General features: G+C 52.9%; 21 protein-coding genes and 1 pseudogene. 18 read left to right on the top strand and 4 right to left on the bottom strand.

Annotated elements, in window-relative coordinates:
• The first annotated feature begins 12 nt into the window (after positions 1 to 12).
• From hsdR to PFAS1_RS11080, 4 genes and pseudogenes are all read left to right on the top strand, one after another.
• On the top strand, positions 13 to 2,376 hold the full coding sequence (gene hsdR, locus PFAS1_RS11095) for an EcoAI/FtnUII family type I restriction enzme subunit R (protein WP_076029197.1): 2,364 nt from the start codon (positions 13 to 15) through the stop codon (positions 2,374 to 2,376).
• A gap of 88 nt (positions 2,377 to 2,464) precedes the next feature.
• Positions 2,465 to 3,934, top strand: coding sequence for a type I restriction-modification system subunit M (locus PFAS1_RS11090; protein ID WP_076029196.1), 1,470 nt, complete (start codon positions 2,465 to 2,467; stop codon positions 3,932 to 3,934).
• Positions 3,931 to 5,604, top strand: coding sequence for a restriction endonuclease subunit S (locus PFAS1_RS11085; RefSeq protein WP_076029195.1), 1,674 nt, complete (start codon positions 3,931 to 3,933; stop codon positions 5,602 to 5,604). The genes PFAS1_RS11090 and PFAS1_RS11085 overlap by 4 nt, the downstream gene beginning before the upstream one ends.
• Before the next feature lie 34 nt (positions 5,605 to 5,638).
• A pseudogene (locus PFAS1_RS11080) lies at positions 5,639 to 6,623 on the top strand (nuclease).
• A 92-nt stretch (positions 6,624 to 6,715) separates the two neighbouring features.
• Here the strand turns inward: PFAS1_RS11080 and PFAS1_RS11075 are convergent.
• Entirely contained in the window at positions 6,716 to 7,285 is a 570-nt protein-coding gene (locus PFAS1_RS11075) for a hypothetical protein (RefSeq protein WP_076029194.1), read from the bottom strand.
• Positions 7,286 to 7,373: 88 nt separating this feature from the next.
• Complete coding sequence (locus PFAS1_RS11070; protein WP_076029193.1) at positions 7,374 to 7,796, bottom strand: hypothetical protein; 423 nt, start codon at positions 7,794 to 7,796, stop codon at positions 7,374 to 7,376.
• Between the two features lie 241 nt (positions 7,797 to 8,037).
• Here PFAS1_RS11070 and PFAS1_RS29905 point away from each other — a divergent pair, with 241 nt between their 5' ends.
• The 8 genes from PFAS1_RS29905 to PFAS1_RS11030 all read left to right on the top strand — a co-directional run bounded on the left by PFAS1_RS29905 (position 8,038) and on the right by PFAS1_RS11030 (position 15,513).
• Positions 8,038 to 9,174 carry a hypothetical protein gene (locus tag PFAS1_RS29905; protein ID WP_232252224.1) on the top strand — a complete coding sequence of 379 codons (1,137 nt, stop codon included), beginning with the start codon at positions 8,038 to 8,040 and terminating at the stop codon, positions 9,172 to 9,174.
• Between the two features lie 448 nt (positions 9,175 to 9,622).
• Entirely contained in the window at positions 9,623 to 10,726 is a 1,104-nt protein-coding gene (locus tag PFAS1_RS11060; RefSeq protein ID WP_076029192.1) for a hypothetical protein, read from the top strand.
• A 9-nt stretch (positions 10,727 to 10,735) separates the two neighbouring features.
• Positions 10,736 to 11,287, top strand: a complete 552-nt coding sequence (locus PFAS1_RS11055; protein ID WP_076029191.1) for a helix-turn-helix domain-containing protein — start codon at positions 10,736 to 10,738, stop codon at positions 11,285 to 11,287.
• 152 nt (positions 11,288 to 11,439) lie between these two features.
• Positions 11,440 to 11,772, top strand: a complete 333-nt coding sequence (locus PFAS1_RS11050; RefSeq protein WP_076029190.1) for a YegP family protein — start codon at positions 11,440 to 11,442, stop codon at positions 11,770 to 11,772.
• A 267-nt stretch (positions 11,773 to 12,039) separates the two neighbouring features.
• A complete protein-coding gene (locus PFAS1_RS11045) occupies positions 12,040 to 13,146 on the top strand; it encodes a multiubiquitin domain-containing protein (RefSeq protein ID WP_076029189.1) in 1,107 nt (368 codons plus the stop codon).
• A complete protein-coding gene (locus PFAS1_RS11040) occupies positions 13,143 to 14,534 on the top strand; it encodes a ThiF family adenylyltransferase (protein ID WP_076029188.1) in 1,392 nt (463 codons plus the stop codon). The genes PFAS1_RS11045 and PFAS1_RS11040 overlap by 4 nt, the downstream gene beginning before the upstream one ends.
• Positions 14,531 to 14,872: a ubiquitination-like system serine protease family protein gene (locus tag PFAS1_RS30220; RefSeq protein ID WP_076029187.1), complete on the top strand. Its 342-nt coding sequence runs from the start codon at positions 14,531 to 14,533 to the stop codon at positions 14,870 to 14,872. The genes PFAS1_RS11040 and PFAS1_RS30220 overlap by 4 nt, the downstream gene beginning before the upstream one ends.
• A gap of 68 nt (positions 14,873 to 14,940) precedes the next feature.
• Positions 14,941 to 15,513: a hypothetical protein gene (locus PFAS1_RS11030; protein ID WP_076029186.1), complete on the top strand. Its 573-nt coding sequence runs from the start codon at positions 14,941 to 14,943 to the stop codon at positions 15,511 to 15,513.
• Between the two features lie 12 nt (positions 15,514 to 15,525).
• On the opposite strand, the gene PFAS1_RS11025 is transcribed toward PFAS1_RS11030, so the two are convergent.
• On the bottom strand, positions 15,526 to 16,359 hold the full coding sequence (locus PFAS1_RS11025; RefSeq protein ID WP_156886716.1) for a hypothetical protein: 834 nt from the start codon (positions 16,357 to 16,359) through the stop codon (positions 15,526 to 15,528).
• 281 nt (positions 16,360 to 16,640) lie between these two features.
• Here PFAS1_RS11025 and PFAS1_RS11020 point away from each other — a divergent pair, with 281 nt between their 5' ends.
• Complete coding sequence (locus tag PFAS1_RS11020) at positions 16,641 to 17,852, top strand: RES family NAD+ phosphorylase (RefSeq protein WP_232252223.1); 1,212 nt, start codon at positions 16,641 to 16,643, stop codon at positions 17,850 to 17,852.
• Positions 17,853 to 17,974: 122 nt separating this feature from the next.
• Here the strand turns inward: PFAS1_RS11020 and PFAS1_RS30160 are convergent, their stop codons facing one another.
• Entirely contained in the window at positions 17,975 to 18,106 is a 132-nt protein-coding gene (locus PFAS1_RS30160; protein ID WP_257787314.1) for a hypothetical protein, read from the bottom strand.
• A gap of 1,217 nt (positions 18,107 to 19,323) precedes the next feature.
• Between PFAS1_RS30160 and PFAS1_RS11015 the strand changes: the two genes are divergently transcribed.
• The 5 genes from PFAS1_RS11015 (at position 19,324) to PFAS1_RS10995 (ending at position 25,744) form a co-directional block, all read left to right on the top strand.
• Complete coding sequence (locus PFAS1_RS11015; protein ID WP_076029183.1) at positions 19,324 to 20,655, top strand: hypothetical protein; 1,332 nt, start codon at positions 19,324 to 19,326, stop codon at positions 20,653 to 20,655.
• Positions 20,656 to 20,772: 117 nt separating this feature from the next.
• On the top strand, positions 20,773 to 20,982 hold the full coding sequence (locus PFAS1_RS11010) for a hypothetical protein (protein ID WP_076029182.1): 210 nt from the start codon (positions 20,773 to 20,775) through the stop codon (positions 20,980 to 20,982).
• 179 nt (positions 20,983 to 21,161) lie between these two features.
• On the top strand, positions 21,162 to 23,531 hold the full coding sequence (locus PFAS1_RS11005; protein ID WP_076031519.1) for a TOTE conflict system archaeo-eukaryotic primase domain-containing protein: 2,370 nt from the start codon (positions 21,162 to 21,164) through the stop codon (positions 23,529 to 23,531).
• Between the two features lie 159 nt (positions 23,532 to 23,690).
• Entirely contained in the window at positions 23,691 to 25,133 is a 1,443-nt protein-coding gene (locus tag PFAS1_RS29265) for an ATP-binding protein (protein WP_083671735.1), read from the top strand.
• A complete protein-coding gene (locus PFAS1_RS10995; RefSeq protein ID WP_076029180.1) occupies positions 25,130 to 25,744 on the top strand; it encodes an HNH endonuclease family protein in 615 nt (204 codons plus the stop codon). The genes PFAS1_RS29265 and PFAS1_RS10995 overlap by 4 nt, the downstream gene beginning before the upstream one ends.
• Positions 25,745 to 26,625: the final 881 nt, after the last annotated feature.

Raw genomic sequence — 26,625 nt, 5'->3', positions numbered from 1 at the left:
GGGAATTGAGGTATGGACAAAAAGTCGCTTACCGAGCGGGACATTTGCACCAAGTTCATCGCGCCTGCGATCCAGTTAGCCGGCTGGGATATCCAGAAGCAAGTACGCGAAGAAGTCAGCTTTACAAAAGGACGCATCATCGTCCGTGGCAAATTGCACAGCCGTGGCGAGTCCCGCCGTGCCGACTTTATTCTCTACCACCAGGCCAACCTGCCGATCGCTGTCATAGAAGCGAAAGACAACAAACACGATATCGGCTCTGGCATGCAGCAAGCCCTCGGTTATGCCGAGTCACTGGACGTACCGTTCGTGTTCTCCAGTAACGGCGATGGCTTTCTATTCCACGACCGTACCGGCACCGGTACTCAGGTCGAAACTGAGCTGGGCCTTGACCAGTTCCCCTCTCCTGACGAGCTGTGGCAGCGCTATTGCCAATGGAAAGGTTTGAACGGTGATGCCCGTAAAAAGGTCGAGTCGCCCTACTACGATGACGGCTCTGGACGCATGCCGCGTTATTACCAAACCAACGCGATCAACCGTACCGTCGAGGCGGTGGCCAAGGGGCAGTCACGCATCCTGTTGGTCATGGCCACCGGTACAGGCAAGACCTACACCGCCTTCCAGATTATCTGGCGGCTGTGGAAGTCCAAGCAGAAAAAGCGAATTCTCTTCCTGGCCGACCGCAACATCCTGGTCGACCAGACCAAGAACAACGACTTCAAGCCCTTCGGCCAGGCGATGACCAAGATCGCCAAGCGTCAGATTGATACCTCTTACGAGATTTACCTGTCGCTCTATCAGGCCGTGACGGGCACTGAAGAAGAAATGAACGTCTACAAACAGTTTTCCCGAGACTTCTTCGACCTGATTGTGATCGACGAATGCCACCGTGGCAGTGCCGCCGAGGATTCCGCTTGGCGCGAGATTCTCGACTACTTCTCCAGCTCCACCCATGTCGGCCTCACCGCCACACCGAAGGAAACCAAAGAGGTGTCCAGCATTACCTACTTCGGTGAGCCGGTGTTCAGCTATACGCTCAAGCAGGGCATCGAAGACGGCTTCCTCGCACCTTATAAAGTGGTGCGCATCGACTTCGACAAGGATCTCCAAGGCTGGCGGCCACCCAAGGGCATGCTCGACAAAAATGGCGAGCTGATCGAAGACCGCATCTACAACCTCAAGGACATGGACCGCACCCTGGTCATTGAGGCGCGCACCCAACTGGTGGCGCAAAAGGTCACCGAATTTCTCAAGGCCACCGACCCGTTCCAGAAGACCATCATCTTCTGCGACGACATCAACCATGCCGAGCGCATGCGCCAGGCGCTGGTCAACCTCAACCCGCAGCGCATTGCCGAGAACCGCAAGTACGTCATGCGCATTACCGGGGATGACCAGGAAGGCAAAGCCGAGCTGGACAACTTCATCAACCCAGAAGAGCGTTACCCAGTCATTGCCACCACTAGCAAGTTGATGACTACTGGCGTTGATGCCCAGACCTGCAAGCTGATTGTGCTCGACCAGCACATCAAGTCGATGACCGAGTTCAAGCAGATCATCGGGCGTGGCACCCGCATCAATGAAGACTTCGGCAAGTACTGGTTCACCATCATGGACTTCAAGAAGGCCACCGAACTGTTTGCCGATCCGGCTTTCGATGGTGACCCCGTCGTGATCTATGCCCCGGAAGGTGAAGAGTCTCCCGTACCACCTGATGACCTGGCGACGGATGAAGATGGCATCACCGCTGGCACCACGGCAGAAATCGACGACCTTGAGTTCACCGGTGATGATGACAAAAAGCGCATCAAATACATCATCGACAGCGTCCCGATCTACGTCATCGCCGAACGTGTGCAGTACTACGGCCCGGATGGCCGGCTGATCACTGAATCCCTGCACAACTACACCCGTGTCTGCGTGCAAAAGCAGTTCGCCTCGCTGGACGACTTTCTGCGTCGCTGGAGCGATGCCGATCAGAAGAAGGTCATTATCGAGGAAATGGCCGCCCAGGGTGTGATGTGGGAAGCCTTGGCCGAGGAAGTGGAAAAGAAACAGCGCAAGACTCTCGACCCGTTCGACCTCGTCTGCCATGTGGCTTTCGATCAACCTGCGCTTTCCCGCATGGAGCGCGCCGAGCAGGTGAAAAAACGCAACTATTTCGGTAAGTATTCAGGCGCTGCGCGCCAAGTGCTCGAAGCATTGCTCGACAAGTATGCCGACACCGGCATCGAGCATATCGAAGACATCAAGATCCTCCAGCTCGATCCCTTCAGCCAGATCGGTGCGCCTATCGAGCTGGTCAAGGCGTTTGGCGGCAAGGCGGGTTACAACAAAGCCATCCATGAACTGGAAGATGAGCTCTACGCCAGTTAAGCTGCCTGCCCCCGCATTTTCGGCACAGGCAGCACTTCGTGCCTGTGCCTTGACCCCTTCCGATTAGCAGTAAGCCAGCGAGAATTCCATGTCCATCAGCAGCACCATCAAGTCCATCCAAGACATCATGCGCAAAGACGTGGGGGTGGATGGCGACGCCCAGCGGATCGGCCAGTTAGTCTGGCTGCTGTTCCTGAAAATTTTCGATGACCGTGAGATGGAATGGGAGTTGATGGACGATCACTACCTCTCACCGATCCCCGAGAGCTGCCGCTGGCGTACCTGGGCTGCCAATCCGGAAGGCATGACCGGCGACACCTTGAAGGATTTCATCGACAATAACCTATTCCCGCAGCTGCAAAACCTCCAAGAATATAGCACCACACCCTCGGCATTCGTGGTGCGTAGTGTGTTCGAAGACGCCTACAACTATATGAAGTCGGGCCAACTGCTGCGCCAGGTGATCAACAAGATTCAGGAAGGCGTGGACTTCAACAAAGCCCAGGAACGCCACGAGTTTGGCAACCTTTACGAGCAGCTGCTGCGCGACCTGCAGAATGCTGGTAACGCTGGTGAGTTCTACACCCCGCGTCCGGTCACCGAGTTCATGGTACGCATGGTCGACCCCAAGCTGGACGAAAAGGTCATGGACCCGGCCTGCGGGACCGGCGGCTTCCTCACCTGCACCATCGAGCACAAGCGCAGCCGCTATGTAAAAACCGCCGAAGACGAGCGCACGCTGCAGGCGAGCATTTTCGGTGTGGAGAAAAAACCACTGCCGCACCTGTTGGCTACCACCAACATGATCCTCCACGGTATCGAAGTCCCCAGCCAGATTCGGCACGACAACACCCTTAGAAAACCGCTGATCAGTTGGGGGCCAAGTGAACGCGTGCATTGCATCGTTGCCAACCCGCCGTTCGGCGGCATGGAAGAAGATGGCATCGAAACCAACTTCCCCGCAGCCTTTCGTACCCGAGAAACCGCCGACCTGTTTCTGGTGCTGATCATGCAGTTGCTCAAGGACGGTGGTCGCGCGGCCGTGGTGCTACCTGATGGTTTCCTCTTCGGCGAAGGGATCAAGAGCCGCATCAAAGAAAAGCTGCTGACCGAGTGCAACCTGCACACCATCGTTCGCCTGCCCAATGGTGTTTTCAACCCTTACACCAGCATAAAGACCAATTTATTGTTTTTTACCAAGGGCTCGCCGACCAAACAGGTGTGGTTCTACGAGCACCAGTACCCAACAGGGGTGAAGAATTACTCCAAGACACGCCCTATGCGCATTGAAGAGTTTGCGGTGGAAGAAGCCTGGTGGGGCAGCGAGACCGATGGTTTTGCTACACGGGTAGAAAGTGAGTTCGCCTGGAAGGTCAGCGTCGAGGAGATGAAAGCCCGCAACTGGAATTTGGACTGCAAGAATCCACACATCGGTGAGCAGTTCAGCCACGATCCGTACGAACTGCTTCGTGATTACGCCCAGTTTCAGGTAGAAATCAGCGACCTGCGTGACCAGCTCAAGGCTGTGCTGACCGAAGCCCTGGAGCGCCAAGTATGACTGCGCTGCTCACCGCTCACCTACCGCTCTTGGCCGGCGCGCCCAATGGCATCAAAAAACTGCGCGAGCTAATTCTCGAATTAGCTGTGCGCGGCAAGCTGGTCCCGCAGAACTCCAACGACAAACCAATGGAACCGCTACTTAATGCATCTCGAATTGCCCGAGCTAAAGCAATGGCAGAGGGAAAAATAAAGAAAGAAAAGGCGGCAGCAGAGATTGTTTTTGAAGAACAGTCTTTTAAGCTACCTAACGGTTGGGCTTGGTGTCGCGTCGTAGATACTGGCGACTATATCAACGGCTTGGCGTTTAAACCAAGTGATTGGTCAGGCAGCGGAAGGCCAATAATCAGAATTCAAAATCTCTCGGGGCGCAACTCGGAATTTAACCGTACTGATAGAGAAGTCGATGCATCGGTAGTCGTTAACGAGGGAGATATTCTAGTTTCTTGGTCTGCCACTCTTGAAGCATATGTATGGAGCGGTGAGCAAGGCGTTCTCAATCAACATATTTTTCGCGTCTCGCCAAGCGAATTGGTTTTTGACCAGTACCTTTTTTGGCTTCTCAAGTGGACGATTCGCGTGCTTGCTAATAGCGATCATGCTCATGGTTTAGTTATGGCGCATATTAACCGTGGGCCGTTTCTCGCCCAGGCTGTTGGGCTTCCACCGCTAGAAGAACAAGAGCGTATAGTCGCAAAAGTCGTTGAGCTTATGGCACTCTGTGATCGGCTGGAAGCCCAGCAGGCCGACACCGAAAGCGCGCACACCCGACTGGTACAAGCATTGCTCGAAAGCCTGACACAGGCCAGCGACGCTACCGACTTCGCCGATAGCTGGCAGCGCCTGTCAGAACACTTCCACACCCTGTTCACCACCGAATCTAGCATTGATATACTCAAGCAAACGCTGCTACAGCTAGCCGTGGTAGGCAAGTTAGTACCGCAAGATTCCAGCGATGAGCCAGTCAGTAAGTTGCTTGTACGTCTAAATAAAGAGCGTGAGCGGTTAGAGGTAGAAGGGCTGTGTAAAAAAGTAAAAGCCTTAGATCCACTGCACGAAGATGAAAAGCCCTGCAAGCTACCGGCGAGCTGGGAGTGGGTACGGCTAGGCACGATATGCTCAAAAGTTACTGACGGTGAACATGCCACACCACGTAGGAGCTCATCTGGTCACTACCTGCTGTCTGCTAGAAACGTTACTAACGAGGGAATATTGCTTGGAGATGTAGACTTTGTACCCCCGGACGAATTTGAACGGATTCGAAAACGTTGCGATCCGAATATAGGTGATGTCTTAATTTCATGCTCAGGTAGCGTAGGTCGTGTAGCTCTGGTTGATCGTGATAACGCATATGTGATGGTGCGAAGCGCAGCCATGGTACGGCCTATTTCGATCGGTCTTTCTCCAGAGTTCATAGCACAATGTTTACGCTCTCCGATTATGCAAGCTGAAATGGTTTCAAAATCGCGCAAGTCAGCGCAAGCGAATCTTTTTCTTGGCGCAATCTCTTCTTTGGTAATACCGGTTGCACCGCAAGCGGAACAACACCGCATTGTCGCCAAAGTCAATCAACTCATGGCTCTCTGCGATCGACTAAAAGCTCGCCTCACGCAAGCCCGCCAACTTAACGAACAACTGGCCAGCACTCTGGTCGAGCAGGCTGTCGCCTAAAACACGGTCATCAAGGATTTCAGGTAAAGGCCCCATGCCCATCAAGACGCAAATCTGGACGGTAAACGGTCAGCCCCGCACCGCGTGTGCTGTCGGATGAGTGGATGCTGATCGGCCGCCAGGAAAGCATCGGGCTGGGAGGCCGCATCGACCTGTTGGCCATCGCCCCGGACGCCTCGCTGGTGTTGATTGAGCTCAAGCGCGACCGCACACCTCGGGATGTGGTGGCTCAGGCGCTGGACTATGCCTCTTGGGTGGAATGCCTGGAGGCCGAGGACATTGCTGCTATCTACAAGCGCTTCAAGATAGGAGCGGATCTGGCTATCGACTTTCGCATGCGCTTCGGCCTGCCGTTGGATGAGGATGCGCTCAACCAGAGCCACCAGATCATCATCGTTGCTTCCGGGCTGGACGCCAGTACTGAGCGCATCGTGGCCTATCTTAGTGAGCGGGATATTGCGATCAACGTGCTGTGCTTTCAGGTGTTCCAGCTCGGTGAGCAGCAGTTGATCAGTCGCTCCTTGTTGATCGACCCGGCAGAAACTCAGGTCAACGCCAGCAGTGGTAGTGCAGGCGGGCAAAGCGAACCCTGGAATGGCGAGTACTACTGCTCTTTCGGCCACAGCGCCACGCGTGCTTGGCAGGATGCCCAGGCGTTTGGTTTTATCTGTGGCGGCGGTGGCACCTGGTACAGCAAAAGCTTGAAGATGCTCGCACCAGGCGATCGAGTATGGGTGAACATCCCGCAGCAAGGCTATGTGGGTGTTGGCCGAGTCACCGGTTTGGCCATCGCTGCGGCGGACTTCACCGAAAAACAGAACGGTATCGATGTACCGGTTATGCAAACGGCCCTTCATGGCACCTACCATGCCGAGTACATCGCTGACCCTGACCTGTCCGAATACTTTGTGCCGGTCGAATGGCTACATACGGTCCCGGTCGAACGAGCCATCAAAGAGGTCGGTATGTTCGGTAATCAGAACACCGTCTGTCGCCCGACCACTCCAAAATGGCGCTGAACGATTGAGCGGTTGAAAGAGCGTTTCCAACTATCACTGGAGTAACGATACAAGGGAGAGGCACTCTAATCGTAGTGGCAATTTCCCTGACTTCACGCTTGGGTCAGTGCCATCAACAGCTGCGCTTCGATTTGAAACGCATTCTCCACCGACAGGCCGTTCATGATGTTTTCGATAATGGTTTCCCGCAGGGCGCGAATGCCGCTCGGGTAAACATTCGCTGGGTCGTGGTAGTGGGCGGTCATCATCTGCTTGGCTTGTTCACGGGGCACGCGCCGAAGGGGGGTGACGGCTTTTTCGCTGTGCTGGCCGTACAGGTCAAACGCCTGATCGACCGTGGACCAGTCGAAAGCAAAACAGCGTTGTTGTTCGGCGATGCAATCGTGTTGCCACATCGCACTGCCGGGGTATTGATCCCCGGCGCTGACGATGATCAGGGTCAAACGCGGCAGGTTGCGCTCTGCCACGAAGTCATAAATCACCCAAAGAATTCGTCCCATCCGCACCGGAATCAGGTTGGCCACCCGTTGATCCTCCGGGTAACGAGCCTGGGCGCGTTCGATCAGCTGGCTATAGGTCAGGATCTGCCGGGCGGTGGCCAGTTCAATGAGCTGCGGATACAGCAGTCGGGCGAGTTGGACATCCAACAATGTACAGGCCATGGCGCATTCCTTTGAGGGTCTTGAGGGGGGCGCACGGTTCGTCCGTGCTTTAGCGTGTTCGGGTCACCTGGCTGGGAGCGACGGGGGGTTATTCCAGGGCCAGCTCAATAGTGACTTTACCATTGAAAGTCTCAAGCTTTACGATAGTGCACGCGTTGAGGCCGATGCCCAACAGGGCCTCCAGTCCCTCTTTGACGCAGGTTTGGACCGCCAGCGGGGTCACGGCGCGCAAGGCATCGGCGGCGTTGCCTGCGGGTCGAACGGCAGCCCCCGCCGGTGCAGTGATGAGGGTCTGGGCAAAGTTCACCAGGGCTTGAACGCGTGAGGCTTGGCCCGAGTTGTTTTCACGCCAGCGGCGTACACCTTGTTCCGTCACGCCGGCGGCGTCGCCGATCTTTTTGTAGGAGAGGTGGGTGTGGGTTTTGATGCTCTCGACCAAGGCGGCGGTGCCGTGGATCAGATCACCCTCGGTGGTGAGTTGGTTTAGTGCGGCTTGGATGGTGTCGACCATGGGGGATGTCCTGTTAGGTAAACGGTTGATATAGTCTGCACGGTACTTGAGCTATGTGAGACTGTCAACGTCTGTTCATCAACACTTTGGTTTACAGCTATACGATGTTTACCCTGTTACGGGCGAGGTAGGCTTGGGCCCAGCACGTGATCCGAGGGGGCCTGACCACTACCCCCGATGCGTCGCCGGGCGCGGGGTGAGTGGAGTCGAACCGCGCTGCGCATAATCGAGGATGAGTTAAATGGTGGAACGCTATGACCGAGCAAAGCTGCTGGAGGAAGTTTGGTCCGAACCCGTGCAGGTGGTGGCGCCCCGCCACGGCCTGTCCGACGTGGGGCTGAAAAAGCTCTGTTCGCGTCTGCAGCTCCCCACGCCGCCACGGGGGTATTGGGCCAAGGTCAAGGCGGGTAAGCGCGTGCCCCCGCGCCCCAAGCTGCGCGAATACACCGGCCATCACGGTTATTTGTATCGCCCCGCCGCACCACCCTCTGTTCAGGATTCGGTCACTGAAGTCGTCGACAGCCGACTTCAGCGCGTGCTGAGTTTTGAGCAGCAGCCGGAAAACCAGATTGTAGTACCGGAGCGCATCAAGGTGTGGCATCCCGTGGTTGCGACGGCTCGCGAGGCATTAGGGCGACCGATCATCGATCAGCGCGGCATGCCGCAGACGCGCGGTAATGGGCTGAATATTGCAGTCTCTCCCGCATTACAAACTCGCGCACTAAAGGTGGCGGACACGCTGCTAAAAGCCTTGGAGAAACGTGGGTATATCGTTCAGCAAGGGAAACACCAAGTCGAGGTCGTGATGTTTGGCGATGCGCTGCGGTTGCGTCTTTATGAACCGTCCTTGCGTTCGGATTACGTGCCATCGGCCACGCAATTAGCTGAAAAAGCCAAGGGTGAATGGAGCTACTGGCCGAAATGGCAATTCACGCCTTCCGGACGACTTCAGGTGATGGCCGACGATGGTTATGGCGGCAAAATCACCGATTCGAATCGTCACTCGGTGGAGCAACAGCTCAACAAACTCATTGGTCTGATGGCCACCAGAGCGGTCGGGTTTCTGGTTCGCAATGAACGTCAGGTGATTGAAGACGCGGAGCGTCAGCGAGTTCGCGACATGGTGCTGGAGCGAAAGCGTCGACAAGACGTGGAAAAACAGCGGCTGGCGAAGCTTGAAGTCGATGCGCAGAACTGGCGGCGGGCGCAAGCCATTCGAGAGTATCTCAATGCATTGGAACAGAGCGCCGAACAGCAAAAACTTTCTACGGAGCAACTCGAACTACTCCGTTGGGGACACGCCAAAGCGGACTGGCTTGATCCCCTCAAACCGGGCGTGGCGGACGTGTTAGATGAAGAGATTGTGATTCCTCGCTAGGCAAGGTGTGTTTCTGCAAGGCACGTTAGTCGCTCCGATGTGCGCCTAACGTGCCTCGAGGAGAAAGAGCTCGCCTATGCGTTGGCCTTTTACTCGCAATCACACTGACGAGTTTTTCATTCAGCGTTAGATGCACGGTGGCTGGACCAACCAACGGTGTTCGTTACGCCCTCTGTTAACTAGTTTTTTTAACTGTTAACTACAGTGGTTTACAACAAAGAAAACGGGGTTACCCCCAGCGCTTTTCGGGATGCCCCCCCCTCGCGGGGCCGATCTCAGCCTAATTGAAAGCCACGACCTCAGAAAAGCTGCGTAACCACTCATCAGCACGCATATTTTTTCAATGCGCCAAAACGCCATCATCGAAGATTCTGGTAGAATCCGACCTCTAAATTCTTGCCTTAGTACGTCAGGGTGGACGAAAATTTTAGGTTGGATTACTTGAATCATGCAGAAAGGAATCGAAACAATTCTCAAGCGGTCGCCTGGCTCAAAGGCGAAGGACCTAGCAAAAGAGCTTGGGGTTGACAAAACAGCAGTTAATTCCTTTTTGTATTCAATGCCAGCTGAATACGCAGTCGATAAAGATTTCAAATGGACGCGTACGAAGGACTTAAAATTTGTAATCACTACCCAAAGAGCGACTTGGGTTGTTAGTGATCACGTCGAAAAAGCATTGCAAAAGTACGGGTCGCCGATTGAAAACCCTAGTAAGTACTTAAATATAGAGATCGAAAAAGATCGCCGTTTATTGCTTGACGCCATTTCAAAAATTTTGGCGCTGGCCAATCAGGCTGTGCAAGTAGGAAAAATAGTATCTTTGGAAGTTGGCTCGACCGAAACGCTGTCATATTTGAATCGAGCGCATTTCTTTGAGCGTCTGCATCCAGATGTTTCGGTTAAGCCATATCGACCGGAGAGCACGGACGAAAAGTTTAACGGTAAAAATTATAAGATCGTAGAACTTCAAAAGATCGGCGAACCAGGTACGAATGTTCCTAAAATGATTAGGAATAGCCTTGAGCAAAGTGCGCCTGATCAGCAGATAAATATTACAGCGGTACAGTGTGCGATCAGTGAATTGGTCAGCAATGTGGAAGAGCATTCCCGGACGCCATATCCTGGGTTCGCGGGACTGCAGTGCTATGAACGTGGTCCTAGGCCTGCAGTGATGATGGTGGTGTCCGACAATGGTTTGGGAATCTGTGGAACTCTGTTGCCTGTGCTGGGTTCAAAGTATCCAGAGCTAGCCAAGCGATTTAGTGCAAATGATCCCAATACGGGTCCTAACCTGATCTTCAAGGCCTTCACTGAGGGTGGGGTCAGCCAGGTTATGGATGATGAGTCGCGCGGTACCGGTCTGCACACTAGTGGTAGGTCAGCGGCAAACTTGAATGCTGATGTCATTATTAGGCAGGATAAGTTCGAAATTGAGATGCAGTTCCGGGATGGTAAAGTCAGACCGCCGAAAGTTAAATTGGATTTACCAAAGTTGCTTGGAACTCACGTTACATTTAATTTCTTCTTGACAAAACCCAAAATATCTGCTTAAACTGAACATATGAACCAGAAATCCATCACACTAGATCTTATTGAATTCACAAGCGGCGATGCCCAGCCTTATGGCAACACACTGGGCCGGGAGACGTTCAATAAGTTCATTAATCATTTAGACACATTGCCCAAAGCATATGTGGTTGCGATATCTTTTGGCGACGTGAGTGCTGACTCGTCCTTTATACGTGAAGCCGTCATCTCAGTAGTTAAGCATTACCGAGGTGAAAAATACTTTTACATTCAAGATCTTAATGACCCAGATGTAAGGGACAATTGCCATTACGCGGCTGAAGCTAAAAAGCAGCCGATCGTGGCATGGTCCGGCCGTGAGTACACCATTCTCGGACCTCAGCCAAGTGCTTCCAACATGGCCCTCCTTGAAGTGGTCCTCTCGAAGCTTTCGGTCACCACTGCTCAGGTCGCCGTCGATCTGGACATCAGCGTTCAGAACGCCAGCACCAAGCTGAAAAAGCTCGTTGAGGAAGGCTACATCATGCGCCGTGAAGAGGTTGCTGAGTCAGGTGGCATCGAGTACGTGTACGCGGCGATTCGCTAATCTGCTTAAACAGCTTTACAGAATCAGACTTGGTGGGTTACGCTTATTCGCAAGCTGACCTGCCTCTTTTTTTAGCCTCTGGTTAAACTGGATTACAGAAGCAGGTTTGTGAATGAAATTTTGCGTAGACCACATCGCACAGGAGCGAACCAGTGAGCGCACATTACGAGATCTTCCGCGGTACCAATCAGCAGTACTACTTCCGCCTGAAAGCCCCGAATAACGAGATCATCCTCCAGAGCGAGGGCTACGTAGCCAAGAGCAGCTGCCAAAACGGCATCCAATCCGCTCAACAGCATTCGCCGTATGACCGCTTCTACGTTCGGTATACCTCCACCCGCAACCTGCCCTACTTCGCTCTGCGCGCAGCGAACAACCAGGTCATTGGCGTAAGTGAGGAGTATTCGAGCACACAAGCTCGTGACAACGGTATTGAGGCGGTCAAGCGCCATGGCCCAACGGCTGGCATCGTGGATTTGACCTAAGGGGGATGAAAGCAACAGCCGGGTGTGAGCCCGGCTGGCAGGACACTCAGCGAAAGCTGAATGTGAAATGGAGGGATCGCGGCGTAGCGGGAACTACAAAGCGATCAGTGACCATCGGCACTTGTTACGTTAGCAAATGTGATTCTTGTCGATGCCTTACTCGACGTCAAGTGGGTAAGGTTTGTGTCCCCTCCAATGAAACTGACCGTGGCATAGGGCTTCGGTCAACACCAGGCGCTTGTCGCCTTTGTATTGGAGATTCCCCAAGTGGAAACTAATCATCATCAGGCAACACAACACAACGGTCCTTTCCAGGTCGAGGTCAGCGACCTCTCCTTGAATTTTAAGGCCGTCACGCTCCATGACAAGACACCGACTGGTGCCCAACTTGCTTCTGCTGCGGGTTTCAAACCTTCGCAAAATGCGGTTGTGCTCCAGTTCCTCGAAAATGGTGAGCTTGAAGACATCAGGCCAGAAGAAGTGGCGAGCCTGCAGCACTCTCGCAAGTTCATCATCGTGGAAAGCGATCGCTCGTTCCGCTTGACCGTCGACGGCGTACGCTTCGATTGGCCGTGCCAATCGATCACCGGAGCTGTTCTGCGCCGGCTGGGCGAGATCCCTGACGACAAGCAGCTGCTGCAGCAGATGACTGATGAAGCGGATCGCATCATCGATCGCCATCAATGGGTGAGCCTGGAAGGTGAGGGTGTTGAGTCTTTCATCAGCCGTGCTCAGCGCTGGGAACTGAATGTTCAAGGTGTTCTGCTCACATTCAATAAGCCGACAGTTGGCGTTCGTGAGGCCATCACGAACGCTGGTTTCAACCCCGAAGAAGGTTGGCAAATCTTCCTGAAAGTGAAGGATGAGCCTAAGCGGGCAATGGGGTTGGATGATGTTATCGATCTCACGAAAGACGGGGTTGAAAAGCTGCGCCTCTCTCCAAAGGAGGTCATCAATGGCGAAGTTGCAGTCCAGCCTCAACGTGCGTTTGCTCTGCTTGATGTGGATGAGGCGCATCTCGATGGCCTGGGTTGCAAATGGGAGACTGTCGTAAGCGACGGTCGGCGTTGGCTCCTGATTCACGACTACCAGCTGCCAGTGGGTTTCAACCGTTCCAGCACTCTGTTGGCACTCGATATTCCGCCTTCCTACCCGGGCGCTGAGATCGACATGTTCTATTTCAACCCCCCGCTGGATCTCGCGAGCGGTGGCGGCATCCCCAGCACGCACATTACGGCGACTATCAACGGGACCGTTTACCAGGGTTGGTCTCGTCATCGCGGTCCTCAGTCGCCCTGGAAGCCGGCAACCGACAACATGATCACCCACCTCGGTTTGGTGGAGGGCGCCCTTCACAAGGAGGTAGGCCAATGAAGCCCCGGTCGACCTTAGCGCTGCCGGCATCAATGCACGCTGCCGCCAGGGAACACCTGTTCCCTGGCGATGGCCTGGAAGCAGCTGCGATCATCTTGTGCAGCAGGACACCAGGTCCTCGGATGAAGCTTCTCGGCAAGCGGTTAATCCTTGTTCCTCATGCTGAATGTTCGATTCGCGCTGAGGATCTTCTTTCGTGGCCTGGTAAGTACATCGAGCAGGCCATTGATGAAGGCGAGGCTGAGAATCTGGTGGCCATCCTGATCCACTCTCACCCAGGTGGTTTGCTTGGGTTTTCGGAACAGGATGATGCTAGTGATGCGAAGACGATTCCTGCTCTGCTCGCCGCCTATGGTGATTTGCATGGCTCCGCCATCATGATCCCAAGCGGTCGTATCTGTGCCCGGCTCTACACCCCAAGTCATTGCACTGAAGATATCGAGCTGGTGACCATTGCAGGTGATGATCTCCACTACTATTGGCACGGTTCTCCGGGCGCACGTCCAATGGCATTCACGGAACAGATGACGCGGGAGCTCAATCGTCTGTCGGCAGCTGTCATCGGAGCGTCGGGTACCGGCTCGATCACCACTGAGCAGTTGGCCAGGCTTGGATTTGGGGAGATTACGCTGATTGATTTTGATCGGGTTGAGCACAAAAACCTGAACAGAATCCTTAACTCCACACTCGCGGATGCTGATTCGAAACGCCTGAAGACCGACGTGATGGTTGAGGCTATCGAAAAATTTCGCGGGGTTGGATCGGCCGTAGGAATCGCACGTTCAATTTCCAGTAGAGAGGGTGTGCTCGCTGCTTCTCAAGCGGATGTGATTTTCTGCTGCGCCGATACCCTCGAAGCTCGGTATATGGCTGACCTGATCGGTGCGGCTTTTCTGATCCCTGTCATCGATGTAGGTGTGGTGATACCGACCAGGAGATGTCCAAAGTCGGGCACCGCGGTTGCAGATGTCATCGGCAGGATCGATTACGTTCAACCAGGACGATCCACCCTTCGAAGCCGCGGGCTCTACACACCAGAAAGCCTTCGAGCTGAGTACCTCCGCTTCAACAACCCAGAGGCCCATCAACGCGAGTTGGCTGAAGGCTACATCAAGGGCACCCACGAGGAGGCGCCCTCGGTCATCACGCTTAACATGCGAGCTGCTTCCGCATGCGTGAACGAATTCGTTGCCCGGGCATTTCCCTACCGCCATGAGGCAAACGAAAAATTTGCGCGCACCACGTTCAGTCTGGCTGCTCTTGAAGAAGAGTTTGAGTCTGAATCGAATTTTGAAATCGACTGCGAAGCCCCACTTGCCCGAGGAGGTCTTGCGCCTTTGCTTGGACTGCCGGCTTTGAAAGAGCCTCGTGCCAAGGATCAAAAATGAACCTGTTTCGGTCGCTAGCTCAATGGTTTCGTAAGCGGTGTGACCGCTTTGGCCCGGCTCGCCGTCTGGTAATTGTGGAAGGGGATTCCTTGCCGACCAAAATGCCCTTTCGTGACCTCGTTTTAGCGCGGGATGATGGTGAGAATTGGTCGGTAGGCATGAAGTGCCCATGTGGCTGCGGCCGAACCATTGAGCTGCTAGTGATCCAAGAAGCCAAACCGAGATGGGATGTCGAAGTTGATGCTGACGGCTTTCCTAGCTTGACCCCCTCTGTGTGGCTGACAAACGGCTGTAAATCACATTTTTGGCTTAAGCGTGGAAGGGTGACTTGGGTATGAGTTGAACAGATGCAGACCGGATTGAGCAGTAAAAGAACTCCGCTTGATATAAGGAAATGTCCTTCTCGATGAATAATCCTGTGCAATTTACCGCCACCTACAAGCACTACCAGATGACGGCATCACGTTTCACCATGGAACTGGACCGGCTGACCGATCAAGCAGATATCATTCAGGGCGAAGCCGAAAAGACCAATAAAAGCGTTCAAAATCTGGTCGCCATTGCAGGTCACATTGAAAAAGAGGTTGAGAAGGCCCGTGTCGCTTGGGGGAATAATTCCACACTGGTGAAAGAGACCGCGCAAGCCGCACATAACGCAGCGACTTCGGGCGTGCAGCAGGCAACCAATGCGCTGGTATCGAAAATCAACACGGCGACGTCGGAAGCCAATCACGCCGTCGCAGCACTGCGCAAGATGCAACGCAGTGTGCGGTGGCGGTTTGCGGCATTGGCGTTGGCATTCCTGGCAGGATCCGGATTGACCTACGCTGTCGCGCGTTTTGGATTTGGCATCGGCACTGAGTACGAAGCGCGTAAGGTTGAAAGCTATCAGAGCAAGCTCTTGAGCACATACTGGAAGCACGCCACTTCGAAACAAAAGCAAGATTTCGAACGTATCGTGGAGGGTAAACCTCAGTAACGGACTACATGTCTATGGACCTGGGCTTATTGAACGATCAGGCTTCTGGGGACCGGGCGTCTGGCTTGGAGAGTTCAGGAATTCGAGGAGGTGTTGGAGGCCTTTGAAGCGGTACGATTTGAATTGTCTAACGGCTTCAATGTAGACGCAGACTACGCCTTCAAGCGTACCTTCGCCTTGCTTGCTGTCGGTCGCAAGCTTGGCCAGTTCATTTACATATCGTTTGAACCTGCCCAGGTCACCACCGAATTGCTTGCTTTCAAAAAAATGTTCGACGAAGACTTCCGGAAGATATTCCTCCGCTTTCTCCAGCTCAGGTTTGACCTTCATGTACGGGGATACGCAGGGAGCATATTGTCCCAGCATCTCGTTTTCTTCGCTGACCGGCTCGCTCATGCCGGGTAGCCAGTCGGATTTTTCGGTTCCCCAGCACATGTAGTGCAGATCTAGGCTGCGACGCAGTACGTCCTTGCGCTGGGCCAGCAACTCAAATAGCTGGACGCGCAGCTTCTTCTGGTTTTCGGAACTTAGATTACCCTTGGTGGCTTTGAACTCAATCAGGCAAAAGCGCGTATTGCTGGCCAGCAGGTAATCTGCAAACACTTTGTCCTGACTGCCCAGAGGGCTTCCCGCGTAGGAGGTAACGTTTCGCTTGATTGCGAGGTCGTTCAGCTTGATCGAGAATCGCTTGATGACATCTTGTTCAATATCCCGAAAGTCGTCATCGGCTTGAGGTGAAGTGGTATTCGAATTTGGCATTGCGTCTGACTCAGGCTGTTGTTGGGGATGCCCTAATTGTTCCGATACATCCGGAGAAAGTGCTGGCGTCTTGTCCGATGGTGGCATATCTGTTCCGGTCGTCATCACATGCAAACTGCGTTGGTTTGAGCGCCTCTTCCAGATGCCAGCTAATCATGCCTATCGAAGGATAGACGGGTTGAAGTTGCGGACGACCTGCTGTAGACGCTACGTAAACACCGCCGCATCTGTAGACGGTCAAGAAAAGCGAGATTCGGGAAGTATCGATGATTTGCGTTGATTGCGTAACACCGGCTCCATTGAAGAGATTGTTCGACAAGCACGGGACAGAGGCTGACTGCAAGTATTGCGGCCGACTGGGGCACTCGATGGATTCGAATCTTCTGTTCGGCTACATTTACGACCGCGTTGCGGAGAATGTTGCCGGCAAGGATGATCTGTCCCATTACGAGCTCGGCTTGCTGTATGAGTGCGGATCGGACGAGATCGCCGTTTCGGATATCGATATCGTCCTCATGGAGTGGTTCGATCTCGGTGAAGAGCCCTACTTTGAAGATCTGTGCGATGGAGCTCCGCGTGAATTCAGGGTTGATGACGCGGGGGACGAAACGCATTTCTACGGCGATGATGGTACGTTGGAGCAGAACCTCTACGAGGATCGTTGGAAGAAGTTCGTTGACGATGTCCACTACAAGCACCGCTACTTCAATTCAGGAGCCGACAAGTTCCTTGATTCCGTCTTTTCGCTGCTGGTGACCGACGGCGGCGAGCTCAAACCGGAAGTGATGCGGACCATCGCCCAGGGCGAATTGCTCTACCGCGCACGCCTCGCCCAGAACCAAAAGCAGGCGGAGGAAATCATCGCCGATCCCGCCGGCCAATTCGGCCCCACACCAAAACACCTGGCCAGCAGCCAGCGGATGACCCCGAATGGCATTTCCGCCCTGTATTGCGCATTGGAGCGAGAGACCTGCCTCAGCGAAATCCGCTCCATTACCGGCGACCACGTGGTCAGTACCGCCCTGACACCCATCGGCGAGCTGAAGCTGCTGGACCTCACAGTGCTGGATCGCGTAGAGCCCCCGGATCTTACGTTGCTAGATGAGGGCTTTCGCGACTCACTGCATCGGAAGGTTTTCCTGGGTTCGTTGGTCAAGAAAATGTCCCGACCCAAGGCGCGCAATGACGAGTTGAGCTATTTGTCGACGCAGGTGGTTTTCGAGTACTTGCGGTTACGTTTCGGCAAGCACGTGGATGGGCTCGTGTTCCCCTCTGTCCAAACGGGCGAGGCAGGAACCAACGTGGTTCTCTTCCCCGAAGCCAGCCGACTCTCCTACGAGCCTCCGGCCAATCCTGACCCGGCAGACGGTCCTGTCCCGAAGGCCGTGCCAGCGGAAAACCCATATGGGCCGTCGGCTAAACTTGTCGTCGTGGCTGACTCCATCCGGTTCCACAAAGTCACTGCGATTGAAACCAAGGCCAAGCAGTACGACCATATCTACGGCCTGTTTATGAGCGAATTGAACCGCAAGCGCCTAGGCCCGATCTTCGAAATGAGTGAAGTGAAGGCGGAAGGTTGACGCTTCAGTCGACAAACAGCTTTGGGCATAGTCATAGAATCGTCGCGATCGTCTGACCGTCAGAAACTGGATGAACTTTACATTGGCGGAAGCGGCCCACCCGGTGGGCCGCTTTTTTAAGGCTAGCTGATCATCTCGCGCATTTTTTCCCAGGCCCACTCAACAAGCTTGCGAAAAATCAGACGCAGAATTTCCTTCACAAGCGAAGGGAAAATATTTTTCAGCCAATCAGGTTGCCCACGCAATCCGCTCATAAGAGATCCTCAATAGACGAGCATTCTTTTGCGGGCGTGTTTCAGCCAATATTTATTGGTCCTACCGATGGCAGGATCCAGATACGCCACGGGCGTTAATCCCCGTGACATTGATTGCGCTTCGGCTGTGGCCAATGCTCCAGTGCATCAAAGCCACGCCTAATGAAGCCTGCTACAGTCGCCACAAATCTTATGTGCGCCCTGAGCTGATTTTGCGCCTCGATTGCCGGCGCCGATATTTGATCTGCCACTTGTTCGACCGTCTAAAGGTCGCACAAACACCGTTACGGGTACCTCACCTGAAAGGTAAGGGGGGAGGCAGAAAATGGGAAGGCTCATGTGCACAAAGCCAACACCACAATTCCTGGCTAGTACTTGCCAGTCTTGCCCTCGAGGTCATGAGTGTCGGGGCGGTATTTTTGCTCTGCTGACACCCCAATGGGCAACAATGCGTCGAGCCTCATGAGCTCTGAGCTTGCCGATACGCGATCTAGTCCTTAGAAGCGTACAAGCTTTTTTATTTGGCAACGCAGCACCAAAGTGCTCGAGCCGTGATGTCTTCCTTGCGTCCAAACGGACAGCTAAGGCGTCTTCCGTGTGCAGAAACTCAACTGGATGAGGACTACTGCTCGGCATGGGCCTAACGGCCAGACTTAGGGGCTTGAAAACGCCCGGCCTCTGCTTACGCAGAGCGCGGTAGAGATTAGCTCGTTGCTTGATCCAATGGCAAGCAATGAGCTGCGGACCAAAAGCTTCGTTCGCATTATCTATTTGGCTCGACCTCCGAAATCAGGCGGTGAGTACGCCATTGGAGTAGAAACGAATTGAATATTATCTATGTAAATAATCTACACAAATCTATGTAGGTTTTTTCATATATCTAATATTTTCATAGAGATGTCGTTTTGTTTGATCGCCACAATTTCTTCCGAAATATCATTTTTTGAGGAGAACAAGATGCGCAGACGATTGAACGAAGGAACACCAATCCCCTTGCACGCGTTGACCATCGGAATGCTGGTGCATTTGAAAGGCACTGATTTCGGCTGCGTATGGCGAATCATTGGTATCGAACGCGATGATCGGGGCGAAATCTGGCTGCGTGTTCAGACTCCTGTAACCGGGAAAGTCTCTAGGGCCCGTGCAAGCCGGGCGCGGTATATCCGGGCACAGCAGCCTAACCGTAACCCTTATTATTGATCGCAGGAGCGCTACACATGGTCTCGGAAGGCGGTTCATCGCAGGAAAACAGCGCATATCTTGCGCTCATCATTGAGAAGAAAATCAACGAGCATAAGGGAGTGATGCCCCTTTATGAGCGTAAGACCCTAGCTCGCAATTTGGGAGTCATGCTCACGGCAGCCAAAGCCCGGAAGGTAACGAAAAGTGCAATTGTGGTCGAGTCGTGCATCCCCCACAACGCGGATGCGCCGGTGAATGCCTTAAACGCCTTTTGCGTCCTGCCTAATAACAAAAGTAAACGTACGGCCGAGCCGCGGCTGTGCGCTCACCCACAAAACTATCTAAAGCTAGCACTGGCAACTGCAAAGCTGGTCGGAATGGCGCGACCTCGCGCTATCAGTCAGCTTACGGAGGGATCAAACCTCTTCAGCGCCACCGCGAAAATCGATGAAGAGCAATTTCCCCCCGTCCAGGCGGTGTGGGAGCTGCTCAGGGCTGAGCTGGCAGTCATCGTTGAGCGTCACCAGCTCAAGCAGTTTTTCCGCGATGCCTACAGCGTGTGGGCATCTTATGACGAGAACATTCTGAGTCCTGGAGTTTGGGAGCAGAATAGGAGTTTGGCGCCCTCAACATCGTACTGGCCTTGGGCTTATCTTTGCGCGGTCAGCCGCGCCAGTGAGCCTGCCCTTCTCACTCTTGAAGAAAGCGAGAAGGTAGTCAGCGGGACTGTCCACGCGATTGAACAAGTTTATCTGACCCTTGGCTGGGATCCTGGCGGGTGGGTGGTCGGGTATCTGGAATATTTGCCCGGGCTTGCCATTCAATCGTACCAGCGCGGCGACTCTAAACCTTTATATGATTTTCACTGTTCTGGAGAGACATTTACTCGAGGAAGAATCGGAGGCGTGAGCTTTGAGATAGCAGACGGAGCATCCGTTCAGATACCAGGAAGTGGTTCTGGAGACTGGCCATTTCGTCTGCGATCACGAATTCGCTTTGAAAGATTGACGTTGCAGCAGCTCGCCGGTGCTTTGCTTGAAAGCAGCTTTTTTCCGACGCCGGACCCGAGCTTGGTCCCGGGTATTGACACGTCAGCGGTCATGTCGCCACCCGATTCCTTGCTTGCAGTGATGGAAGCACAGCTGCTGGGGCGAAAAATGTCATGGCCGAAAAAGGATGGCCTTTCCTTTCTGGAAGAATTGGAACAAAACATCCTCCGGCTGACTGGTAGTTTCCGTGAATGGCGCCAAGTGCAACAAAATTCAGCTGAACAGGATTATCTTGCGCGGTTGGCAGCGGCAACTACAGAGCTTGAGAGGCTCAAAGCCGCATCATCCGCCACAGTCTCGCCGGATCGGAAGGCCTAGAGCTGATCTATCAGCCGCTTGCAATTTGATCTAGAACGGGCTGCCGGCGTTGTATTGGTGACCCATGTCCCCTGCTCCAAAGCTGAGCTACGCTCTCCTCTCCATGGAGGAAGCACAATGCCTAACTCAGACCTATTGCCTTCACTGCTGTTCAAGATCAATGAAAATCAGCTCGCACTGGAAGCCGCCATCATGGAACTTTCAAATTGGGTAGAGAAACGCGGATCAGCTGATGTGGCGGACAATATTCGCGGCGCGCTTGCTGCGATAGACCGAAATGAAGAGTTTATCAATATGACGCTCGCGGTGATGATGACACCAGATTAATTTCGCCAGAAGCGGACAGCGTTTACGTATACCCCCGACGGCTCCTGCTCGCGATTGAGCTTTCAGCTATGGGTTTCCAAACCGGCATCAACGTTGGTACCGTTCCCAAGCCATGGCTTGGGAGGTCAAGCAGGGTCGGAGTCAGCAGTGCTGGTTCTGAATGGTTGAGGTGGAAAGCTGTGACAGACGCCAAGCTGCTGGCGAAATTACAAGCTGAGAACGCCAGGTTAATTGCCTTGCTTGACGCTCATGGAGTTGATTGGCGCCTGCCTGAGCCAGTAAGGATTCAGGTCGCTCAAATTGAGCCTTCGCAGCAACTTAACACTGACGGCAAGGTTGCTTTATTCAGAAGCCTATTTCGTGGTAGGGCCGACGTTTATCCCATCCGTTGGGAAAGTAAGACAGGCAAGTCAGGATACGCACCTGCCTGTGCTAACGAATGGCGACCTGGCGTTTGTGAGAAGCCGCGAATTAAATGTAGCGATTGTGGCCACCGTCAATTACTGCCGCTGACCGACGAGGTGATTTTTCGTCACCTGGCAGGCGACGTGGTTGTTGGTATCTATCCTTTGCTCCCTGATGACACCTGTTACTTTCTTGCCGTCGACTTCGATGAGGCTGAATGGCGTGATGATGCCCGAGCTTTTGTTCAGTCGTGTCATGAGCTAAATGCCCCTGTGGCATTGGAGATTTCGCGTTCGGGCAATGGTGCTCATGCATGGATTTTTTTCGACTGTAATGTTTCTGCTTACGATGCTCGCCGCCTAGGTGCCGCGATCATCAGTCATGCCTGTGAGCGTACCCGACAATTGGCACTCAGCTCCTATGATCGACTGTTTCCAAACCAGGACTATATGCCCAAGGGTGGCTTTGGGAACCTTATTGCACTGCCTTTGCAAAAGCGTGCCAGGGTCAAAAATAACAGCATTTTTGTAGATGACTCACTGGAACCTCATTCCGATCAATGGGCCTTTCTGGCCTCCATTCAGCGGATGAGCCCTGGGGATATTGAGCCGGCGATTATCCGGGCGATGGGTGACCGTGATCCCGTAGGTGTCGCGTATGTCGAGGACGAGGTGGATGCTGAACCTTGGAAAGATCGTGATTCGAGATCGCGTAAATTGACTTGTCCGTTACCTGCGTCTCTCCGTATCACACTGGCCAACCTGGTGTACTTCGAAAAATCGGAATTACCGCAGCCCTTGGCAAACCAGCTTGTCAGGCTTGCAGCATTTCAAAACCCTGAGTTTTATAAGGCTCAGGCCATGCGGCTATCGGTCTGGAACAAACCTAGGGTCATTAGCTGCGCGCAAAACTTCCCTAAACACATCGCGTTACCACGTGGATGCTTGGATGCTGCGCTGGAGCTTTTGGCGGGAAATGGAATCACCGCTGAATTCCAAGATGAGCGCTTTGCAGGCGACTCCATCGACGTGAGTTTTCTCGGCACTTTGCGTTCTGATCAGGAAGTTGCGGTCAGCGCGATGCTTAGTCATGACGTCGGCATCCTGTGTGCCCCGACCGCATTTGGCAAAACCGTGAGTGCCGCTGCGTTGATAGCGAAGCGCAGTGTTAACACGTTGGTGCTTGTGCATAGGACTGAGCTGCTACGGCAGTGGCAAGAACGTTTGCAGGCGTTTCTAGGCGTCGGCAATGGCGTCGTGGGAACCATTGGTGGCGGAAAAGCAAAACCTACAGGGGTTATCGATATCGCTGTGATGCAGTCCTTATCGCGGAAAGGTGAGGTTAGCGATAAGGTAAAAAACTATGGCCAGATCATTGTTGATGAGTGCCATCACGTGTCAGCGATTTCGTTCGAGGCGTTATTGAAGAGCGTTGCCGCACGGTATGTGGTGGGACTTACAGCAACTCCAATACGCCGTGATGGGCAACAACCTATTATCTTTATGCAGTGCGGACCGATCCGACACTCTGCTGCTCGACCGGCAAGCGCCCCTCACGATCTGTCTGTGGTGCCCCGATTACTTTCCAAGCCTATTGTCGTCCCCGACGGCTCAGGGATTCAGGAAGTGTTTCGACACCTAGCCGACGATATCGAGCGTACAGCCAAAATTGTCTCTGAGGTTGAGCTAGCCTTTAGCCAAGGTAGGAAGATCCTGGTACTGACTGAGCGTACTGAACATGTGGACGCTCTCGAGGCGGAATTGCAGGGGCGCGTGCAAAACCTTTTTACTCTTCATGGGCGTGTACCCAAAAAACAGCGAATCTCTCGAATGCACGAGCTTGACTCGCTTCCAGCTGATGCTCCACGTGTTCTCGTAGCAACTGGAAAGCTAATTGGTGAAGGCTTCGATCATCCAGCTTTGGACACTTTGGTGTTGGCAATGCCCATTTCATGGAAGGGTATTCTTCAGCAATACGCAGGCCGATTGCATCGAGTCCATGCTGATAAAGCCGACGTGCGAGTGATCGACTTCGTTGACGCGGGGAATGTTGCGTTGCTTCGGATGTGGGATAAGCGCCAGGTGGGGTACAAAGCGATGGGTTACCGAATAGCTGACTCCCTAGGCACTATGGACCTGCTCTAATACGGTTCCTTTGAATTCCGATTTTCCGTAAAAAAGCGCTGACGATCCATCGACTGTATAGAATACTGAAAATACGTTTGCACAATCGCATAACCTCTGATCCGGAGTGCGCAAAAAATTGATACTTGAGCGAGAGCAACCAGGCACGGAAGGCTTTAGATGAAACAGTTTTGCTTGTTGTCGTACGAAGACCCGATATTCTCCATTCCGTTGTTTGATGAAAAGATACCTGGAGGAAATCCCAACGTCACTGTAATTATTGGGCCCAACGGCTCTGGGAAAAGCAGGATATTAAGCGCAGTTGTGGATGAGTTTTGCCTTCTGAATGGAATTAGGGGTGGAGCTGTTACACATAATAGAAAGCTTCGCCTGCCGTCACATACAGCTAAGCTCCGTTACCGGCTGGCTGGGAAAGAGTGTCAAATAATACGTAATGGCTATGAGACAGAGTGCACTGTAGATAATGAATGGGTTGATATAGGAGATGTTCCCTTCCCAAAACGCATTGCAGCGGTCTCGCATCTTCCTAGCGATAGGTTTCGCTTTGCACACGGAGAAGATAGCAGCTTCTATCGCTATCTTGGATTGCGACAGTCTACCAACTTAACTACGACGCGAGCGCTGGAAACTAAAGTATTACAAAGTTTGCTGTTTGGCTTTAGTCAATCCGGCTTCTCTACGCGTTTTGAAACGTGGTTAAATCTAGCTGGTTTTTCCAATGATATTGGTATTGATATGGTGTTGGCCAGTAGAGATCTACTGACTGATAATTTCGACGATTTTAAGGTCACGATGGTCAACATCGATAAACGGCGTATGGGGGGAAGGGCTAGAACAACCCCTGAAGCTGCTCATGAGGAAGCTTTGAAGGTCTGGAACCTCTTCAGGGTTATTCGGCATCTTAATTGGAGGGAGGATCGCCGGCCTTCATGTGCCTATCGTCTGAGCCACCTGCTCTCTGAGCCAGAGAGTGCAATAGCTTGGCTTGAAGGGTATGACCTTGCAAGGAGATGGCGTCTATTCCATTCTATCAATCTATTGATGAGCAAATCAGGAAGGAACTTGGTGTTTTCAGATTTGAGTTCCGGTGAGCAACAGCTAATTGGAACTAGTGCTAGATTGTTAGCGGAATTAGAGTCTGATTCATTAGTTATCATCGATGAGCCTGAAGTAAGCCTCCATCCCGAGTGGCAAATTAAGTACATTCCGACCTTGCGAGATTGCCTATCGGCAATGTCCGCAATGCACATTATGATTGCTACGCACTCTCACTTTATGGTTTCTGATTTGGGCGAGGGTGATTCTTCACTAGTCACTACCAGTGATGAGGGAGGCACCGGTATCACGTTGTTTGATGGAGCTGTATATGGCCGCTCACCTGAAAATATCCTTTATAGGGTGTTTGGTGTGGCCACAGCAGGTAACGCATATGTTGAAAGTGATTTATACCGAGCACTCAGAATGATTTCCAACGCAGTACCGATCGACCTAGATGAACTCTCCGCTATCTATCGACGCTTGGAAAAGGTGCGAGGAAAGGATAATGCTGCAATGAACGTGATACTTGGGCAGGTCAGTGAGGCTTTAGAGGCCCGGCAATGATTCGATTCAAGAAGTGGGCTTTAATTGATGCCAATACAATTGCGACTCTTGATAAATACCCCGTCGAAAAGCGACCAAGTCGCTGGGACGGCCAGACAAAAGCCGTAAAAAAATTCAAAGATGAAGTGCTGAAGCAGGGGCTGGCGATTCAAGAGCAAAAATGTGCGTGGTGTACTCTTAACGTAGGGACTCTTGGCCGCCGTACGGCTCATCGTGATCATATCGCCCCAAAAGCAAAGTACCCCCAGTGGACATTTTTTGCTAAAAACTTAATTATCGCTTGCGAATATTGTAATGGCTTTGCGGTAAAGGGTGAAATAAACACTGTTAGTAAGGTCGAAGATGTTTATGAGAACTGCATATTTCACGTGGTCCACCCTTATCTAGATGATCCGTCTGATCATCTAGAGTTTCTTGGAGATAGTCCGTTATCTGTTACCATCCGGAGTCGCACGCCTAAAGGGCTGTGGACAATTGATAAGTTGCAGTTAGATACTGCGGGAGCAACAATGGAGCGTGCTAAAGATCGGCTGTTGGAAATGTATATGAATGATCTTTCTCCTGCGCAAAAGGGGCTACTAAAATCAGCTAGTGATTCACTTGGCAAATAAATTGACTAATAATAGCTGCCGAGGAGTTGCCATGAGCAACTCCAAAGCGATAGTTTCTATATATCCTGCATCGCATATTTCAAGTGGCTATGATCCAGGTGAATGCTAGAGCAGGAAATCTAGAGACGGAGTCGGTAATCGCCTTCTATCGATTGAGGCAGATCCTGCTCCTGCTCTTGATTGATTGCGAAGCTGCATTATCTGGGTCGCCAATTTTTGTCCTTGAAACCGTTTGGTTGAGGCAGTGCCTTCAACCTTGATGGCCATCCATAGGGCTCGATAGTGATCCGTTCCGACAAAGAACCGCCCGAAGGCGGTTCAGTACACATGGGTATCACTTAAGTCCGTGAGTCCAGTAACCCTTGGCCATGAGTCCGTTCTGATATTCACACCTGTAACCGACTGCCATGCTGGTGGCCAATCGGCCCACGTTCAGAAGTGTCGCGTCGACATCTACCGTGATTGTCTTGCCACTACCAATATGACGAGCCTGAATATCCACTGCTTCGTCTGCAGGAGCCGCACTAATCATGTTGGACACGCATTTGTTGACGGTGCTCTGATCGGTCCACCCGACCTTAGGCTCCAGTGTTCGGTGAGCTTTATCCGAGACTCTGACCTCAGTCGGTGTTGCGCAACCAGTGAGCAACCCAATAAGTGCAACAGTAAGCATTCGTTTCATTAGAGCGTCTTCAATGCATGTGGATCATCATTATAGCTATATGCCATTACTAGGGGTTGAGATCTTTTGGGTTTTGTTGATGTCGAAGGGGAATCGTGAATGCTGAGAGCACGATGAGCTAGGTGTCGAGAGGGATGCTCAACTGCGCGAGCGAACGGACGACTTGAGTGCCGTTGAGCAGGATTTGAGTGATCGGGTA

Source organism: Pseudomonas frederiksbergensis, assembly GCF_001952935.1.
In the GTDB taxonomy this organism is placed as follows: Bacteria; Pseudomonadota; Gammaproteobacteria; order Pseudomonadales; family Pseudomonadaceae; genus Aquipseudomonas; species Aquipseudomonas frederiksbergensis.
This window is presented reverse-complemented; position numbering and strand designations above follow the sequence as displayed.

Coding starts and splice junctions, on each gene's coding strand:
- hsdR (WP_076029197.1), top strand. CDS start 13: ATGGACAAAAAGTCGCTTACCGAGCGGGACATTTGCACCAAGTTCATC.
- PFAS1_RS11090 (WP_076029196.1), top strand. CDS start 2,465: ATGTCCATCAGCAGCACCATCAAGTCCATCCAAGACATCATGCGCAAA.
- PFAS1_RS11085 (WP_076029195.1), top strand. CDS start 3,931: ATGACTGCGCTGCTCACCGCTCACCTACCGCTCTTGGCCGGCGCGCCC.
- PFAS1_RS11075 (WP_076029194.1), bottom strand. CDS start 7,285: ATGGCCTGTACATTGTTGGATGTCCAACTCGCCCGACTGCTGTATCCG.
- PFAS1_RS11070 (WP_076029193.1), bottom strand. CDS start 7,796: ATGGTCGACACCATCCAAGCCGCACTAAACCAACTCACCACCGAGGGT.
- PFAS1_RS29905 (WP_232252224.1), top strand. CDS start 8,038: ATGGTGGAACGCTATGACCGAGCAAAGCTGCTGGAGGAAGTTTGGTCC.
- PFAS1_RS11060 (WP_076029192.1), top strand. CDS start 9,623: ATGCAGAAAGGAATCGAAACAATTCTCAAGCGGTCGCCTGGCTCAAAG.
- PFAS1_RS11055 (WP_076029191.1), top strand. CDS start 10,736: ATGAACCAGAAATCCATCACACTAGATCTTATTGAATTCACAAGCGGC.
- PFAS1_RS11040 (WP_076029188.1), top strand. CDS start 13,143: ATGAAGCCCCGGTCGACCTTAGCGCTGCCGGCATCAATGCACGCTGCC.
- PFAS1_RS30220 (WP_076029187.1), top strand. CDS start 14,531: ATGAACCTGTTTCGGTCGCTAGCTCAATGGTTTCGTAAGCGGTGTGAC.
- PFAS1_RS11030 (WP_076029186.1), top strand. CDS start 14,941: ATGAATAATCCTGTGCAATTTACCGCCACCTACAAGCACTACCAGATG.
- PFAS1_RS11025 (WP_156886716.1), bottom strand. CDS start 16,359: ATGCCACCATCGGACAAGACGCCAGCACTTTCTCCGGATGTATCGGAA.
- PFAS1_RS11020 (WP_232252223.1), top strand. CDS start 16,641: ATGGATTCGAATCTTCTGTTCGGCTACATTTACGACCGCGTTGCGGAG.
- PFAS1_RS30160 (WP_257787314.1), bottom strand. CDS start 18,106: ATGAGCGGATTGCGTGGGCAACCTGATTGGCTGAAAAATATTTTCCCT.
- PFAS1_RS11015 (WP_076029183.1), top strand. CDS start 19,324: ATGGTCTCGGAAGGCGGTTCATCGCAGGAAAACAGCGCATATCTTGCG.
- PFAS1_RS11010 (WP_076029182.1), top strand. CDS start 20,773: ATGCCTAACTCAGACCTATTGCCTTCACTGCTGTTCAAGATCAATGAA.
- PFAS1_RS29265 (WP_083671735.1), top strand. CDS start 23,691: ATGAAACAGTTTTGCTTGTTGTCGTACGAAGACCCGATATTCTCCATT.
- PFAS1_RS10995 (WP_076029180.1), top strand. CDS start 25,130: ATGATTCGATTCAAGAAGTGGGCTTTAATTGATGCCAATACAATTGCG.